The organism is Psychroflexus gondwanensis ACAM 44 (assembly GCF_000355905.1).
Lineage (GTDB): Bacteria > Bacteroidota > Bacteroidia > Flavobacteriales > Flavobacteriaceae > Psychroflexus > Psychroflexus gondwanensis.
This window is the reverse complement of the sequence record NZ_APLF01000004.1, coordinates 1-17,070: the sequence shown is the minus strand read 5'-3', so window position 1 is coordinate 17,070 and position 17,070 is coordinate 1. Positions and strand designations below refer to the sequence as shown.

General features: G+C 36.4%; 15 protein-coding genes. 4 read left to right on the top strand and 11 right to left on the bottom strand.

Annotated elements, in window-relative coordinates; all coding sequences use genetic code 11:
• Nucleotides 1–99 precede the first annotated feature (99 nt).
• Nucleotides 100–1,872: a translational GTPase TypA gene (gene typA, locus PGOND44_RS03760; RefSeq protein ID WP_003436906.1), complete on the top strand. Its 1,773-nt coding sequence runs from the start codon at nt 100–102 to the stop codon at nt 1,870–1,872.
• Nucleotides 1,873–2,306: 434 nt separating this feature from the next.
• Here typA and PGOND44_RS03755 read toward each other — a convergent pair whose 3' ends face one another.
• The 11 genes from PGOND44_RS03755 to PGOND44_RS03705 all read right to left on the bottom strand — a co-directional run bounded on the left by PGOND44_RS03755 (nt 2,307) and on the right by PGOND44_RS03705 (nt 10,629).
• Nucleotides 2,307–2,906: a hypothetical protein gene (locus tag PGOND44_RS03755; protein ID WP_003436905.1), complete on the bottom strand. Its 600-nt coding sequence runs from the start codon at nt 2,904–2,906 to the stop codon at nt 2,307–2,309.
• 11 nt (nt 2,907–2,917) lie between these two features.
• Nucleotides 2,918–3,607 carry a DUF2490 domain-containing protein gene (locus PGOND44_RS03750; protein ID WP_003436904.1) on the bottom strand — a complete coding sequence of 230 codons (690 nt, stop codon included), beginning with the start codon at nt 3,605–3,607 and terminating at the stop codon, nt 2,918–2,920.
• Nucleotides 3,608–3,644: 37 nt separating this feature from the next.
• Complete coding sequence (locus PGOND44_RS03745; RefSeq protein WP_003436902.1) at nt 3,645–3,908, bottom strand: hypothetical protein; 264 nt, start codon at nt 3,906–3,908, stop codon at nt 3,645–3,647.
• A 156-nt stretch (nt 3,909–4,064) separates the two neighbouring features.
• On the bottom strand, nt 4,065–4,814 hold the full coding sequence (locus tag PGOND44_RS03740) for a LytR/AlgR family response regulator transcription factor (RefSeq protein WP_003436900.1): 750 nt from the start codon (nt 4,812–4,814) through the stop codon (nt 4,065–4,067).
• Nucleotides 4,815–4,887: 73 nt separating this feature from the next.
• Nucleotides 4,888–5,937: a sensor histidine kinase gene (locus tag PGOND44_RS03735; RefSeq protein ID WP_003436895.1), complete on the bottom strand. Its 1,050-nt coding sequence runs from the start codon at nt 5,935–5,937 to the stop codon at nt 4,888–4,890.
• A 341-nt stretch (nt 5,938–6,278) separates the two neighbouring features.
• Nucleotides 6,279–6,497 (bottom strand): hypothetical protein, encoded by a 219-nt coding sequence (locus PGOND44_RS03730; RefSeq protein WP_003436894.1) that lies wholly within the window; start codon nt 6,495–6,497, stop codon nt 6,279–6,281.
• A 226-nt stretch (nt 6,498–6,723) separates the two neighbouring features.
• The gene (locus PGOND44_RS03725) at nt 6,724–7,218 is read right to left on the bottom strand and encodes a hypothetical protein (RefSeq protein WP_003436893.1); all 495 of its coding nucleotides are present in this window, start codon (nt 7,216–7,218) and stop codon (nt 6,724–6,726) included.
• 217 nt (nt 7,219–7,435) lie between these two features.
• The gene (locus PGOND44_RS03720) at nt 7,436–8,044 is read right to left on the bottom strand and encodes a porin family protein (RefSeq protein ID WP_003436892.1); all 609 of its coding nucleotides are present in this window, start codon (nt 8,042–8,044) and stop codon (nt 7,436–7,438) included.
• Nucleotides 8,045–8,113: 69 nt separating this feature from the next.
• Nucleotides 8,114–8,422 carry a hypothetical protein gene (locus tag PGOND44_RS03715; protein WP_003436891.1) on the bottom strand — a complete coding sequence of 103 codons (309 nt, stop codon included), beginning with the start codon at nt 8,420–8,422 and terminating at the stop codon, nt 8,114–8,116.
• 218 nt (nt 8,423–8,640) lie between these two features.
• The gene (locus PGOND44_RS03710) at nt 8,641–9,036 is read right to left on the bottom strand and encodes a nuclear transport factor 2 family protein (protein WP_003436890.1); all 396 of its coding nucleotides are present in this window, start codon (nt 9,034–9,036) and stop codon (nt 8,641–8,643) included.
• A 114-nt stretch (nt 9,037–9,150) separates the two neighbouring features.
• Nucleotides 9,151–10,629, bottom strand: a complete 1,479-nt coding sequence (locus tag PGOND44_RS03705; protein WP_003436889.1) for a carboxypeptidase-like regulatory domain-containing protein — start codon at nt 10,627–10,629, stop codon at nt 9,151–9,153.
• A 300-nt stretch (nt 10,630–10,929) separates the two neighbouring features.
• Between PGOND44_RS03705 and PGOND44_RS03700 the strand changes: the two genes are divergently transcribed.
• The 3 genes from PGOND44_RS03700 to PGOND44_RS03690 are packed head-to-tail and all read left to right on the top strand — an operon-like array spanning nt 10,930 to nt 16,647.
• On the top strand, nt 10,930–14,106 hold the full coding sequence (locus PGOND44_RS03700; RefSeq protein ID WP_003436888.1) for a SusC/RagA family TonB-linked outer membrane protein: 3,177 nt from the start codon (nt 10,930–10,932) through the stop codon (nt 14,104–14,106).
• Between the two features lie 2 nt (nt 14,107–14,108).
• On the top strand, nt 14,109–15,584 hold the full coding sequence (locus PGOND44_RS03695) for a SusD/RagB family nutrient-binding outer membrane lipoprotein (RefSeq protein WP_236611962.1): 1,476 nt from the start codon (nt 14,109–14,111) through the stop codon (nt 15,582–15,584).
• A 46-nt stretch (nt 15,585–15,630) separates the two neighbouring features.
• Nucleotides 15,631–16,647: a choice-of-anchor J domain-containing protein gene (locus PGOND44_RS03690; protein WP_003436886.1), complete on the top strand. Its 1,017-nt coding sequence runs from the start codon at nt 15,631–15,633 to the stop codon at nt 16,645–16,647.
• Nucleotides 16,648–17,070 lie beyond the last annotated feature (423 nt).

Here is a 17,070-nt window from a genome sequence, read left to right as displayed (position 1 = left end):
ATAATAAGATGTCAAGCTAAAATGATGAAAAATAAACACTTAGAATTTGTACAAATTGCTTAGAAATACCTATTTTTGCACCAAATTTAAGAAATTCGCATGCATCAAATTAGAAATATCGCTATTATAGCCCATGTCGATCATGGAAAAACAACCTTAGTAGACAAGATTATAGATCAAGCAAAAATATTAGACGATCGTAAAGAGCGTAAAGATTTATTGTTAGATAATAACGACTTAGAACGTGAAAGAGGAATAACAATTCTTTCTAAGAACGTTTCTGTAATGTATAAAGGAACAAAAATCAATGTTATTGATACACCTGGTCACGCCGATTTCGGTGGAGAAGTAGAGCGTGTATTAAAAATGGCTGATGGTGTTTTATTATTAGTAGATGCATTTGAAGGGCCAATGCCACAAACTCGTTTTGTATTAGGTAAAGCCTTAGACTTAGGTTTAACTCCCATTGTTGTTGTCAATAAAGTAGACAAAAAAAACTGTACTCCTGACATCGTTCACGAAAAAGTTTTTGATTTAATGTTTGCATTAGACGCTACGGAAGAACAATTAGATTTTGCAACTATTTACGGTTCTGCAAAGAATAATTGGATGAGTACAGATTGGAAAAATGAAACGGATAACATCATTCCTTTGTTAGATGCCGTTTTAGAATCTATTCCAGCAACCAAATACAACGAAGGAACACCACAAATGCAAATTACTTCTTTAGATTTTTCTTCTTTTACAGGTAGAATTGCTATTGGACGTGTATTTCGTGGAGATTTAGAAGCGGGTAAAGATTACACGTTATGTAAAGCTGATGGTGTTACTAAAAAAGTAAGAATTAAAGAATTACACGTATTCGAAGGTTTGGGTAAAATACAAGTGGAAAAAGTACCCTGTGGAGATATTTGTGCAATTACGGGTATTGATGGATTTGAAATTGGTGATACCATTGCAGATCTAGAAAACCCAGAAGCATTGCCAAGAACAGAAATAGACCAACCAACAATGAGTATGTTGTTTACAATTAACAATTCTCCTTTCTTCGGTAAAGAAGGAAAATTTGTTACTTCGCGTCACATTCGTGATCGTCTGTTCAAAGAATTAGAAAAAAACTTAGCATTAAAAGTTGAAACCACTGATAGTGAAGATAAATTTAACGTTTTTGGACGTGGAGTTTTACACTTGTCTGTTTTAATTGAAACAATGCGTAGAGAAGGGTACGAATTACAAGTGGGAAGACCACAAGTCATTATTAAAATGATTGACGGTAAGAAACACGAGCCAATGGAAACATTGTCTATTGATCTTCCTGAAGAAATGGCTTCTAGAGCTATTAATTTAGTATCACTTAGAAAAGGAGACATGTTAATCATGGAACCTAAAGGAGATTTACAACACTTAGAATTTTCAATTCCTTCTAGAGGTTTGATCGGTCTAAGAAATAGAATTTTAACAGCAACAGCTGGTTCAGCAATTATTAACCACAGATTTAGTGAATATGCTCTTTATAAAGGAGATTTTACTGAGGAAGTAAAAGGAGCTATCATCTCTTCTGCAGCTGGTAAAGCAACAGGGTATGCATTAAACCGTTTGCAAGATAGAGGTCGTTTCTTTATTGATGTAAATGAAGAGATTTATATTGGTCAAGTAATTGGCGAAAACAGTAAATCTGATGAAATGGCTGTAAACTTAATTAAAGGGAAGCAATTGACAAATATGCGTAAATCTGGTACAGATGAAGCTATGAAAATTGCACCGAAAGTAGATTTCTCTTTGGAGGAAAATATGGAATATATTAAGACTGATGAGTACTTAGAAGTAACTCCAAAAAGTTTAAGAATGCGTAAAATTGTCTTTAAAGGATAATTTTCAAAAGTATAAATAGTAAAAAAGCTCAAGATTTATTTCTTGAGCTTTTTTATTTTTTGGAATGTCACGTCCTAACATAGCGATACACTAAAACCCTAGTGTTATGCAAACATCAGTAAAGAGTGAGTATGTCAAGCGTACTCAATCATTTTACTTACCCAATTTTCTGTTATATCGTCTCTAACTAAAGTATGGTTTTTTAATTTTGGGTACTGTTTATGTATAAAAAAATAGTGGAATAAAAATGCTTTTTATTCCACTTTGGAAATAAAAATAGCAAAAAAGCCCAAACTTAGTAGTTCTTTCTTGTAGTGTTTCAAATTAATGAAGAAAAGAGTTGTTTTTTACCTCAGTTCTTTATTGGTTTTAAAGCTTAATGATTAAAATTGGTCCTTTCTAGATAGTTTTTAATCATTAAGCTGTTGTTGATACTAATCCGGAGAATAAGGTAAAGACGATTGGTGAGCTGCTATTCTTAGATTCCCATTTTTATCTTTTACATAGGCAAAGGTATATTCGACTTTTACATCGCTACCATCATCCATTGTAAAATAATAGTTTCCCATAGCTATTGCCACTCGACAATTATTGTTGATAATACCAACATTTTCGAACTTAACATTGCTATAGGGTTTAATGGCAAAGCCATTATCTTCTGGATAAGCATCGTTATCGCCTACAAAATAGGAGAGCGCAGCATCAAAACTTGATCTAAACTGACGCTCGGAGGCTAATGTTGGTTTAAATAATACACTCCCTAAATCGTAGCCGTACTTATCTTGTATAAATTCGGCTGCTTCATTGGAGTAGTCGCCACCTTCAGTATAGACATTACCAATCCGTACAATGCCATCACCCCATTCTTTTTGGGCTTTTACCACTTCTAATTCAGAAATACATTCGTCTGAATATAATAGTGCTTTTTGTTCTTTTGAGGTTTCTTGACCTTTCTCTGCAATTGTTGTTGTACTTGTACAACTCATTAGACCTATGGCTGAGAATATTGTGATAGTAAAAAATAATCGTTTCATAATTTGTTGTTTTAAAAGTTTAAGTTTTGATGTAAACTAAATTGGAGTTGACCTTTGGTCCAATTTTCGGTTTCTTGACGCATCCAACCTACTTGAATACGGGAACTAGAGCTTAGGGCATAACCCAAACCAAAATAGGTCCTGTTACGGTCAAATAATTCAAGATCGGATACACCATTTGAGCGCTCACCATTCATAAACAGTTCGTTATAAAATGCGGCGTAAAACACTCCTTTTTTTAATTCTGTACCATTTAATGTAATGTTCAAGAATAAATTGTAACGCAAACGTGTTCTAAAGTCTTGGTTTTCTACCCAGCGTTGCTCGTACCTAAAGCGATGCGTTAAAAAAAAGCGTTTGGCGATTTTTTGAGGTATCAGTGCTTCTTGATAAATTCTGTTTTCGCCAAAGGTGTTATTGCTTTCACCTGGTGTGCCAGTTGTAATATTGGCGTAACCTACTGTAAAAACAGCAGAGGTGTTTTTGGGTGTATAAGTTACCCCAGATCTCAATAATAATTGTTCGAGATCACCAATAGTATTCCATTGACGGTATTGAAAGTCACCTTGAATGCCCCAAGCACTTTCGTTCAAATTGACGTTGTAAAAATACATGTACCATGCACCAAGTTTAGATTCTTCGACCTGGGCTGAGGAATTAAAGCATAGGAAAAATCCTATTAAAATTAAATAAATTTTCATTGAATCGTATTTAAGTTAAAAAGAAGCTACTGTTCTGTTAACTCAATACGTCTGGGGGAATCAGTTCTAATTCTAAATGGATTTGATCCAAAGTAAGTAAGCAAAATTTAAACTTATTATTTTTTTCAAAAAGGAGTTTAAAATTAGGGTTTAGAAATGAATATGATAAGATATTTTCTTCATTCGACGACGTTCTTTCCTCAACCTCAATAGTAAGTTGCACCTCGGTCAAATCGATCGTGTAATCATCGACTTGAAATATAAATAGCGATGAAGCTAAGATAAAATAGATAAGTCTCATTTCTTAAATTATAGAATAAATTTAAACTATAACTACTAATTGGCTTGATTCGTTAAAATATATTTAACTAAAATCTAAATTATCACTATATTTTAAAGATTGTTTTAAAATTTATAGGATCTCTATTTGATTGACCTAGAAGATGTTTACTCCATATCATCCAATCCATTTTTTAAAGTCAGACACACGCTCCCTACTCACTATGGCTGGTTCCTTCATTCCCTTAAGATTCACTTTGATCCGACTTGTAGAGTAGCTCACCAGATCTTCGATGGCTTTATAATTAATAAAATGGCTTCTATTGATCCTGAAAAAATCGGTAGTTGGTAATTGCTGTTCTAAGGTGTTCAAAGAATCATCGATAACATAACTCTTACCCTCAAATGTGACGAGTGAAGTCGCTTTGTATTCGCTATAAAAACAGGCAATCTCGTTTATGGGGTAGGTTTTGATGTGATCTCCTACTTTGACTGAAAACCTTGTTTTGAAAGAAGATGCCGAGGTTTGCTCCTGCATCAAATGCTTCAAAGCTTCTGAATCTATAAGTCTTGGGGTATGTCTGTTTTCGAATTTCTGGAGAGCCCGAGAAAGCTCTTCGACATCTATGGGTTTAAGGAGATAATCTATACTGTTCAACTTAAAAGCCTTTAGCGCATATTCATCGTAGGCAGTGGTGAAAATAATATCTGCTTCGACTTTTACCTTTTCAAAAATTTCAAAAGATAATCCATCGCTCAATTGAATATCGAGAAATATCAAATCCACTTTAGGTTGTTGTCGAAACCATTCAATAGACTCTTCAACCGAATGTAACTTTTGCTGAACCTCATAACCCAAGTCATTAATGATGCGTTCTAAACGTCTAGCGGCTGGTTTTTCGTCTTCTATGATTACAAGGGTTTTCATCTCAATAAAATTTGGTTATACTATTAGTTTTTAATTTTTTAGTTAAAGTAGTCTTTTACTTTTTGTCTGTTTCCTAGGCTGGGGTTCGTAAGTTTTGAGGTTGGATTAGAGGAAGTTTGACTTTAAAGTGAGTCGAATTCTCTTCTAATAAAATTTCTTTATCGGTAAAGACTGCAAAACGCTTTGTAATATTATCTAGACCAATGCCCTTCCTATTGGAAGTGTTGGGTTTAAGGTTTAATGTGTTTTCTACCACTAAGTATTCATCGTCTATATAAATTAGTATTTGTAAGGGTTGGTGCTCAGTCACTTTATTATGTTTTATGGCATTTTCTAATAAAAGCTGAAGAGAAAGTGGGATAATTTTATAGGGATGATCTGGAATGGAAATTTTAAAAAGCAGACTATCTTCAAACCGCATCATCAATAAGTTGAGGTAAGTTTTTGCAAATCTAATTTCAGACTCTAAAGAAACCAAATCTTCTTGGCGTTGGTCTAGAACATACCGGTAGACTTTGGACATGGCGTTGGTAAATTCTGAAGCTTTTTTGGGATCTTCTTCAATAAGTGCCGAGAGTACATTAAGACTATTGAATAAAAAGTGAGGGTCGAGCTGGTCTTTCAAGGCTCTGTGTTGGGCTTTGGTGTTTTCAATGAGTTCACGTTGGACTTTCAGTTCAGCTTCTACACCAAATTTATAAAAGTAATAGGCGTGAAAAGCAAGAGTAACAATGAGAGCTATAAATACAGGAAATAGATAATCCCAAAAACCTAGATTAGATAAAAAACCTTCGAAGGTATTCCCATAAATCCAAACGCTGTGCAAGAGACGAGCTGTCAAAAATCCTAAGACCGATACAATAACCGAACCTGGAATTCCTAAAGCAGTGAGTATTTTCGGGTGTTTGCTCCATGAAAATTTACGCCCAATTAATGTAAAAAAAATAATGTTGAAGGTTCCTATGATAAAGGCGTAAGAGAAATTGACAATAAGAGACTTGTAGTCTATAAGCTGATTATAATCATATCCACCGCCCATATAGTTGATGAGTTGGACGACAATAGCAATTACTGCCGAGATCCATAAAAATCTTAAGAACTGCTGTAAAGGTTTCGTTTGCATAAGTGAACTTTTTCTGAGTTCAAAAGTAGATGGTCAAGATACAAATAAACCTAAAAAATCGATGAGTTGTAAAATAGGGGGGATGAGTTGACCTTGGGAGAGGTGTTTTGAGTAGTTTTTAAGTTTGTATATGCTTTTTGCCAGAACTCATAATTTAATTTTATAACATTAAAAAAGCCAACTCTTTTTATAGAGTTGGCTCAACAAACTTAAACTTAAAGGCAATTCTATGAATTCTCCATTTGCCCATTCGGTTTAAAACGTAACGTCTTCAGTTGATCATCTTCCAAAATGGAAAGCGCATATAGAATTCGATCGCTCAGTTCTAAAACTCGAATATTCTAAATGTTTTTAGTTAAGATGTTTAGCTCTTTTAATGTCATTTTTATAGGGCTAGGTAGCTCATTATAAGAAATGACAGTTACGTGTTCCTTGTCAGGATTCAAGAGATTTTGAACACTTAGACTATTAGAGGACTCCTCTTTTTCAGACTCTTCTTTACTTTGGCTAAATGCAACAACTGAACTTATGAGTAAGATGGATAACACAAACGTTTTCATGATATATGAGTTTTAAATTCAGTACAAGTAGTTCAAAAATGAATCCTTTTTTATAAATAACTGAAAATGAACAATATATAATCTAGAAAAAGTATTCAGCTTTGAGAAGTGTATATAAACTGATGCAGAATTCGCTATAAGCTCAACACTTTTATGCAAAGAGAATAAAATGTAAAAAGCACAGTACCCTTGGAGGTAATGTGCTTTTTAGAAAAATAGAGTATCCTTAAAACTGATATCGTAATGCTAGAGCAATATCAAAATCTAAATCATTATTGTAATTACCTGACCCTATTTCTGGGCGAAAATCTAAAGCAATGAGTAAAGGGATGTCAAAATTGTACTCAATACCAATATTACCAGCGCCAAAAAGAAAGATTTCATTATCGTCATCAAAGTCATTATGGCGATCACGGTCGTCGTAGCTTACGCTTCCCAGTCCGCCGCCAACTCCAGCAAACCAATTGAATCCTCCCTCTATATTCCAGACCCATTGATAAAGCCCAGTAAGTTTAAAGGCATTAAAATTATTGTCATTTCGCCAGCCTAAATCTACTTCAAAACGATTATTGTCTCCCAACGCGTGTTGGTAAGAAATTTCAGCACCATAGCCGTTGTTGCCGCCAAACCTTAAGCCTAAGGCATGTTCAGAAATGGATTGTGCTTCAGATTGAAAACTAAGGCTCACTATCAAGCATAATGTAATAAGTATTTTTTTCATAACTTTTATTTAAATTGATGGAGTATAAAATTAGACTTAAAACACACAGCGTATACAAGTGTTAAGCTAGCGTTTAGCCAATTTTTAATTATCTAATTATTTTTTTTATATCTCTTTCCTTGAAAAGCGAAATATTTGATTTAAGTATCTAAAGCTAAGGTATAAAAAGCGCATCCTTAAAGATGCGCTTAACGTAGCAATTGATTAGGTTGGCTATTTAAAATTCAAAAGCTACGTAAACTTGGAAATTGGAATTTCTAGCTTCAATACCAGTGAAATCTGCAAAATCGTTATCTACTATATTTTGTAAACCGTAGTAATATCTTACACCAATTACAAGTGGAGCCAAATGCGTACTGGCACCAACGGCTAAACCATAATCAAAGTCCTTAAAGTTATCCGTACTTATATCATCCGAAAAGGAATTACCTCCTGAGGTTTCTCCAGAAACGTTCGCATCTAGAAGGTAAGAAGCATAAGCACCACCTTCTAGGTAAATGAAGTCAGCTAAACCGATAGAAGCCATCACTGGTAATTCTAGATAGGCTAATCCCAACTCTGCTTCTCCAAGACTGCCTTCTATTTTAGCACCTTTGCCGGAGTAGCCCAATTCTGCTTGTAAATAAAGTAATTCGGGGATAAGCGCACTTCTGGAATAGACTCCAAAATTGAGACCCGTTTTTACATTCTCATCATCTACATTTTCAGTGTAAAAGTTAGAAAAATTGACACCTCCTTTTACTCCGAAAGTGTTGTCTTGTGCCTGAGTTGTTAGCGTGAGTAATCCTATTACAGCTAAAGCTGTAACTTGCTTTAATTTGTTCATGGTAATTGATTTTAAGTGGGTTGAATTAAATGATGAAATTTATACTAAAAATATATTTAACTCCTAGGTCTAGAAGTCTCTGTTATCCATTAAAGTTCCTTTAGCATCAAATTTTAGAGTAATCATGACATCTCCAGAGCTGAAACAACAACTAAAAAAGAATTGATCGCGAAATATTACTTTTTGAATCTTCGCGAAATTTTCAGGGCTTTCTTTAAAAAGTCGACCAAGATCCGTGTGGTCATAATCAGAGTCTAGTTCTGATAAATTTTCTACCGAAGCTTGTTCTATTCCAGAAGATGTCTTCACAGACAATTGAGATGTGCCTGCGCTAGTGAAATTTGCTGATTCATAAATTATTTCGATACTCTCTTCCATGTTCGTATTTTAGATTACAATAGCAAAATTAATTCCATTCCTATTTGTTCCTCCTATCTTTACGTGAAATTTAAGAGGAATGCTTCACTTTTGTTAGTAATACGTTAATGCCAGGCTATATTGGATAGCTAAAAGCCTCTTACTTATGAAGTGTAGATTAATTAAATGTGCTTTAATCTTCAACAAGATGTGGAAGTTTTGAAACAAAAAACAACTAGTTACTCTCTTATAAAATCACATCTTACAATTTTGTGATTCTCTATTTTATAAATAGCTATTATTAAAACGGGCTGTTCACTGTTGGATCGCCCAGTGATATATTCGTAATCGATTACGGTTTGCCCTAGGACTTGTCGAGACGTTACAAGGCTATGAAGATTTGGAGAGGATTGAAATAATTTTCCGTAAGTCATTTTGAAATTGGCTTTCCCCTTAATAAAAGGCTCAGCATCACCATAATTGTAGGCTTCAGCGTCTTCTGCAAACACTTCTAAAAAAGCTTCAATATCTCCTTTGTTATAGGCGTCTAACTGGTGTTGCACAACTTCTCGAGGAGTTTGTGAAAAACATTGAAAACTAATCAATATGCCTAAGCTTATTATAATGGACTTCATCGTATTGTTTTAATAATTAAAGGTAAGCGTTTTAAACGCCTGTCTTTTTTAAGTCGTGTACTTTATATTTTTCCGCTAACTCTATGGGCCTCAATTTAAGCATCAAAATGAAACCTAGTCGTAAGTTTTAATGGCCTCTGTAGCTTCTATAATATTATAATCTTTCCAATAATTGAGATCGTATTGGTCTATTTCATCGATGAGGATATAATCCTCAAATTTGAGTGTGGAGGCTAATTCGGGAGAAATGCTTTGATATTGAACTCCGACGTATTCGATGGTTTCTATCGTGTTATATTCTAACTCAAATTCAATATTCAGCTTCTTGCGTTCACTTCTTTTAGGGTTGTTTTCTTTAAAAGCTAGGCTTCGGTTGATGTAGGCGTAATTGCCATCAACTTGTTTGATGTATTTAGGGTAGTAACTGTCTTCATTGGTTTTAGAAAATACGTAAAATCCACTATCAATATAGGTGTTGACCTTGATGCCTAAGACAAATTTTAAATTGACGTTCATAGCTTTTCTGCCTTTTTCTAGATCGTATTTATAACTCACCATCCCAAAATCACGGGTATGTATGTAAAGGTCTCCCACATATTTTCCTTTTCTTCGATCTGGAGTAAATTGAATATGATAACAAGGTTCACCATAGACAGTAGTAACTCCTTTAAGCTCATAGGTGTAATATTTAGGGCTAGTAAAAAAATCGTTGGTAAATTTAGTGGCGAATTTTTTATAACTTTTACCTTGCCAATTGGATTTGTTGTACAAGGTATCTGGGACTTTCTCTTGACTCTTTTCTAAATCTTCTATCATCTCATTCAACGAAACGTCTTTATCGATAGGGATGATACCAGTTCTAACTTTGAAAGAGTGAGGCGATTTTAAAGTTTTTAGCAATTCGAAAAAGACCTGGTCTTGGATATCATCCGTATTAAAGGTTTTATCTCTATTGATCAGTTTCAGCGCTTTTTGATGTTTAGTCATGAGGGTGTCCTCAAATATGAAGACATCCGAAAGCCTTTCCTGATAAAATATAGAGGAGTTTTCTGTAATCTTTTTTCCAAGATTTTTCATATTTTCATTCATCTCCCTTCGTTCAGCTTTGCTCATAAAGGAAGCCTTTTTTACATCTATTCCAAAAGTTTCAGCTTTATAATCATCATTAAGACGGGTGAAGACTTGAACCTGAGCAGCATTGAGAACATGATTTTCTTTAATTCCAGCTTTAAACTTTTCTAGGATTTCTTCAGCAGTTAGTTGTTTATCAGATAGAAAAACTTCATCCAGCACATAAGTAGCTGGCTTCAAAGGAATGACTTGGTCGTTTTCAAAATCGCTTAATGGAATTTCAAGAGTTTCAAAACCCATTGATGAAAACAAAATGGCTGTGTTATCATCTACAGATTTACGTTGCAGAACAAAATAACCCTCCTCATTGGAAATGACTCCATAGCGATTGCCCAATTGTACATTAACGTAGGGAATTCCATTTTGAGTATTAGCCTCAATAACACGACCTCGAAGACTTTGTGCCGAAAGTTGAACATTAAAAATCAGTAGGAGTAGGGCAGAATTTAAAATGAGTTTCATTTGGATAGTTTTTGGTAAGACGTGAAAGGTCAAAGATTGTTACATGGTCGAGACTAATTGATCTGATATTTAGCGTAGTAGGCTTAATTTATAGTTTGTTTAGTTTAAAAAACTTTTCGCTATAGATGTTAATTAAATTATAATGTTCTAATTTAGTCTATCAAAATTCATCGTGTACTTCTATTTCATCTTCTTGTTTTGTGTTGGTTTCAAAAAGAAGCTAAGTTCAAACGTTATGGAGAAGTTGAAGTTAGGATTCACCTAAAGAACATTAGAAGTCAACAACTCAAAATTCGGTCAATGGCAATCAAAAAACAGATCACACTTAAATCCATTTTAAGTCTCTACTTCCTATTTTTAAGCCTTTTTCTATCCACTCATAATTTACAGTCCCAAACCCTTAACAATCCCACTGTTAGTCAAGATTCTGTAGCCTCTTTCCCTCTTACTATTCAGGGAAAAGTCACCAACAAACTTTCTGGAGAACCTCTCCTTGGAGTTTCCATTATAAGCATAGGAACAACAAAAGGGGCTACTACCAACTATGATGGAGAGTTTGAAATCTATTTAGAAGAGCCTACTCCAGGTCTTCAGTTTATTTATATGGGCTTTAAAACAAAAGAAGTCAAAATTATAAACGACGATTTTCTGGAGGTTGAATTAACCAGCGATATCAATGCGTTAGATGCGGTGGTGGTCACAGCTCTTGCCATTAAAAAGTCGGAAGAACGCCTTGGTTATGCTGTCCAAAAAGTAGATGGAGAAGATTTGGTAAAAACTCAAGAAGCTAATATTGTTGCTAACTTAACGGGTAAAGTAGCAGGCTTAACGGTATTTAATTCTACCGATTTTTTTGCCAATGAATTTTTCACCTTAAGAGGAGAAAGACCTTTGATTGTGATCGACGGGGTTCCCAATACTTCAACCAATCTCTGGGAGCTCAACGGTAACGATATCGAATCTATAGATGTGCTTAAAGGGGCACCCGCTTCTGCACTTTATGGATCGATTGGAAGAAACGGTGCCATCATGATTACCACAAAACGAGGGGCAACAGATGGTGGACTTCAAGTGGAAATATCCTCCAATACGATGTTTCAAACCGATTTCTTAAGAATTCCAGAGACTCAGAGTGTCTACGGCTCTGGGCGAAATGGGATTTACAGCTATACCGATGGAACGGGTTCCGGACAGGAAGGAGGTGGGTTTTCCTGGGGACCAAGACTCAACAGGCCGGATCCTTCCACACCAAGTGGTTTTGTGGAGCTTGTTCAATACAATAGCCCTACAGATCCTGTAACGGGAGAAAGAGTACCCTTACCTTGGATTTCTAGAGGAGAAGATAACTTAGATAATTTTTTTAGAACAGGAGTGATCAATAATACATCTGTTGCCATAACCGCTGGTAACACAGAACGGAACATTAGAGTTTCGGTGGGTAATCGATACCAACGCGGGATTGTTCCCAATACTGAGCTCAATAACTCCAACTTTAGCGTTACAGGACGATTCAAACATAAAAAGTTAACTGTTGATGCCTCTTTAAACTACAATAAACAGCAAACTGATAATATTCCAGAAGTGGCTTTTAGCTCACAGAGTTTTATTTATAACCTTGCCCTTTGGATGGGGGCGAATGTAGATGTGAACGACCTCAGAGATTACTGGGTTCCTGGTGAGGTAGGCTTTCAGCAAAGACATTATAGCACCAGTTTTTATAACAATCCTCATTTTGTAGCCAACGAATTTAATAGGGGATATAATAGAGATGTCACCTATGGTCAATTATTTCTTAGCTATGACTTAGCCAATGACTTAACTGTGAATATGAGAAATGGATTCAATTATTTTTCTTTGGATCGTACCACCAAGCAGCCCATCAGTTTTGTGAGAGATTTCAATGTTACCGATGGTAATTTCTCACAGTCTTATAATTCTAGCTTTGATTTTAATACCGATATATTCATTAATTACAGTAAAGTAATAAATGAAGACTTCACTATACAATCTACAGTTGGGGTGTCCAATTTGTATAGGAGCAATTCAGCTTCTAGTGTAAGCACAAATGGGTTGAATGTTCCCAACTTCTACAATATTTCCAATTCTAGAAATGCAGTCCAGGGCAGTAATTTTTCATCAGAATCTAGGATAAGTTCAGCATACGCTACCCTAGACCTTAGCTTTTTAAATTCAATTTACCTCGGATTTACTGGCCGAAACGATTGGGTGACTACCCTTCCAAAGCAAAACAATTCGTTCTTTTATCCCTCCATATCCTTGAGTTATGTGGCTAGTAAAATGTTCGATCTACCAGAAATTATTTCGAATTTAAGAATACGGGGGAGTTGGGCAGAAGTCTCTAATGGAGATTTTGGTGGAACTTATTCTCACATTGCTTCTTATAACAGTGGTATCAACTGGCAAAATAACGCTTCTTTGGTATTTCCCAGAAATCTGATAAGTCCTGACTTAAATCCGCAAACCTCTTCAGCTTTTGAAGGTGGGTTGGTGGTTGGCTTTTTGAATAACCGTTTAACTTTCGATGCGAATTTAATTTATAGTAGAAATTTCAATAACTTAACCAATGTTCCCATTTCAGTGGCTTCGGGATTTTCATCACGCTTGATCAATGCCAACGAATTTGAGAAAAAAGGATTTGAACTGGTCTCTAGAGCGAGTCCAATTAAAAACAAAACTTTCGGCTGGGATATTACTTTAAATTTAAGTCAGTACCGCACTTACATCAGCCAGATCGATGACGGAGAAAACCTTAACCAGTTGAGAGAAGGCGATAGAGTCGATAAACTATTTACAACCGTTTGGCAAGAAACACCAGATGGCCAACCTATTATAGGTAATAATGGCATCAACATCAGAGATCCCTTCAGCAGGCATATTGGATTCAGAGATCCAGATTGGGTTTACGGATTTTTAAATAACTTCAGGTATAAAAACTTCAACCTTTTTGTAGGAATAGATGGAAGGATAGGAGGCCTTGCAGAAAGTAGAACCTTAAGAAACATGTGGTGGTCTGGAGTTCATCCAGGTTCTATCAATCAATTCCGAGCCGCTTCAGCCAGTGGGGTTAGCAATTATATTGCAGAGGGTGTAGTCGTTGTTGGTGGAGATGTTCAATACGATACCGAGGGCAACATCACAAACGATACTCGACAGTATGCACCTAACGAACAAGTGGTGAACTACGAAAATTACATGACCACCTACCATTCTAGATCTTATGGGAATCACTTTTATGACCAGACTTTCTTAAAATTGAGGGAAGTAAGTTTAAGTTATAATTTTCCTACTAAGCTTTTGGAAAACTCGGTGTTGGAGTCAGCCACTATTTCACTCATAGGTAGAAACTTGGCCTTATGGTCAAAAATCGACTATATAGATCCAGACTCTGGTATCGATCAAAACTTACAAACCCCGTCTATGAGAAATTTCGGAGTTCATTTCAATGCTAAATTTTAATTATGAAAACACACTATATGCAGTTTGATAAATTTACGATGATTCTAGGGCTTGTGTTGCTGTTTCAAGTAAGTTGTCAAGACTATGATGAATTTCAAAACGATCCCAATAGCACTATCCAAGCCAATCCAGGCTTGCTTCTCACCAATATAGAAGTAAGCACGTTCAATTCTATAGACCTCAATGCGTCTTTGGCTTCAAGACATTTGGTTAATGTAAATTTGGTAGAGGATGCCCAATACTATGGATGGGATCGCGCAAGCTTCGGATTTTACAACACCCTTCGACAAGTCAAGAAAATGGAGGAAGAAGCAGAAAATTTCAACAATCAAAATTTTACAGCTATTGCTCAATTTTTTGAAGCCTTTATCTACGAACAAATCACCAGACAGTTTGGAGACATCCCCCAATCTGAAGCTATGCAAGCTGAAGCAGAGGTTTTCCAACCGGCTTACGATCCCCAAGAAGAGGTGTATCTCACGATATTTGATCTCCTGGAGAGTGCTAATGCTCTTATAGATGTAAACGGTCCAGCCATTAATGGTGATGTGGTTTTTGATGGAGACTTACTCAAATGGAAAAAGCTCATCAATAGCTTTCACTTGCGAGTGCTTATGAGCTTATCGGTGAGGGAAACCGACCCCAATCTAAACCTTCCAACACGGTTTAGCAGTATATTTTCCAATCCTGGAATCTATCCCATAATGGAATCTACAGAAGACAATTCTAGATATACCTATTCAGAAGAAACAGGAAACGTCTATCCATTTTGGCGTAATGCCTCTGTTACCACCTCTTACATTCTGGAAGAAAGTTTTGTGGAACGCCTCAAAAATTTTAGCGATCCACGCTTATTTGAGATGGCAGCACCAGATAATAATTCAGTTAACGATTCTCCTTTAACCTTCGAAAGCTTTACAGGTCTTCTTGGAAGCGCTCCGCTCAACGAAAATGTAGCAAGACTCAGCAGTGGAGAAGGCTCTCCTCTCAACAGGCGTTATGTAGAAGATGCAGAGGTTGAAGTCAACTTGTCTTTAGGTTTTGCAGAGCTGAATTTTATCTTGGCAGAAGCGGCTCATCGCAGCTGGATTTCTGCAGATGCAGCAGACTATTATGAGCAAGGCATCAGGGCCTCAATGGCCTATTATAAGATAGACGAGTCTTTAACTCAAGACTATTTGGAGCAACCCATCATCAGTTATCAAGCAGCTTCAGGGTTGGAGCAAATTCTTACTCAAAAGCATACCGCCATGTTTCTAAATTCAGGTTGGGAACCATTTTACGATAATCGCCGAACGGGCTTCCCCGTCTTCAATGTAGATGGCGGTGGTATCATTAATACAGAAGGAGTGCCTAAACGCTGGATGTATCCCTTTTCAGAAATCAATCAAAATGTCGATAATTTGGAAACTGCCATTCAGCGTCAATTTCCAGAGGGTGATAACATCAATGCGGTGATGTGGTCTATTCGAGACTAAATTTAGCCAAAACAAGCTTGAGAGCTTATATTATAACATTAAAATCATGAAGCAACTACTTAACCTAACCTTTAAATTTTGGCTCGTACCGCTAGGATTTTTTTTACTCTTTTCCTGCAGTGATGACGACTCGTTTTCTGCAGTGAGATTTTCTTCTCCAGATCTAGAAGTGGTGACAGATACCCTTAGTCCCACCAACATTACCTTGGAGGTATCCCCAGCGTCTCCACAGGCTTCCAGTATTACCATTATCGCTCCACGAAATGCCTACGGTAGCTTGTTTACGACAGAACCCCAATTGGCTGGTGGCGAAATTATTGTCCCCGTGAGCGCTGGAGCAACTACCGCCAATTTCCAGCTGATTCTACTAGAAGAGGGTATTGGCTTCGAGGATTTTCAACAAGAGTTTGAAATCATCGCGGTAGGGCCAGGGTTGGTAACCAATGAGTTTGAAGGGAGGTATTTCAACTTTAACTTGATCAACGACCGTGTACAGGAAGATGACTTGCCTTTTGTAGAGAATTTCGGCGTATGCGGGCCTAATGGTAGCTTTCAGCTTCCTCCAGAAGGCTGGGAAGTGATAGATGTGGTACAGAACTCCTTTGGTACTGGCGGCTTCTTTTGCTACACAGGGCAAGGCGCTGTGGGTGTAGGTACCAATCCATTTACCCCAGATGGCGATGCAACCTCAGGGGACGATTATTCAGAAGCTTGGTTAATTTCACCTCCCATTAGTCTAGGAGGAGCAGAAGCACCAAGTCTCAACTTCGACTTCGACAGGCGTTTCGACGCACCTATCGATGATAATACGTTGGCCTATGGAGTGCAAATTTCAACCGATTATGATGGTACCAATTTTGAAACTGCCAACTGGGAAGTCTTTCAGCCTGCCCTAGAGGCCATGACAGCAAACGACCCAGGTTTCGACAATATAGAAAATACGGGAGCCTTAGGATTGGAGGGGTATGCGGGTGAAGACATCAGCATTGCTTTTGTGTACAGAGCAGCAGACGCTTATTTCTTGGCAACCTCCATTCGTGTGGCCAAGGTTAGAGTAGAATAGAAGTAGGGTGTCTTCGGATTTTGCTTTTAGAAGGTAGTTTAGCTTTTAGAAATTAAGCAGAGGACCCATGAGTTCACCTTCACTTGGGATCTGGTGGGGAAGGTCATCTTATTTTTATCGAGTGGCCCAAAGCTTTTCAGCAGACTGAAGTAGGCGTTAAATGATACAGCTAGATGGATGAAGGCTATGCTAATTATTTTTAAGTTCAATCCATCAAAAAACCTGTGCTGAGCTAAGTCGTAGTATAATTCAATTTATTTCGACGATATTATAAATTGAATTTGATGTTATTTATTTTAAAAATTTAAGATGACGACAGATTTAGATTATAAACAAATCATTGGTCTAAACCTTAAAAGACTTACCATCACAAACAGTGACAAAGGAATTTCTCTTAGCGTTGGAATAACAAAACGCCACTGT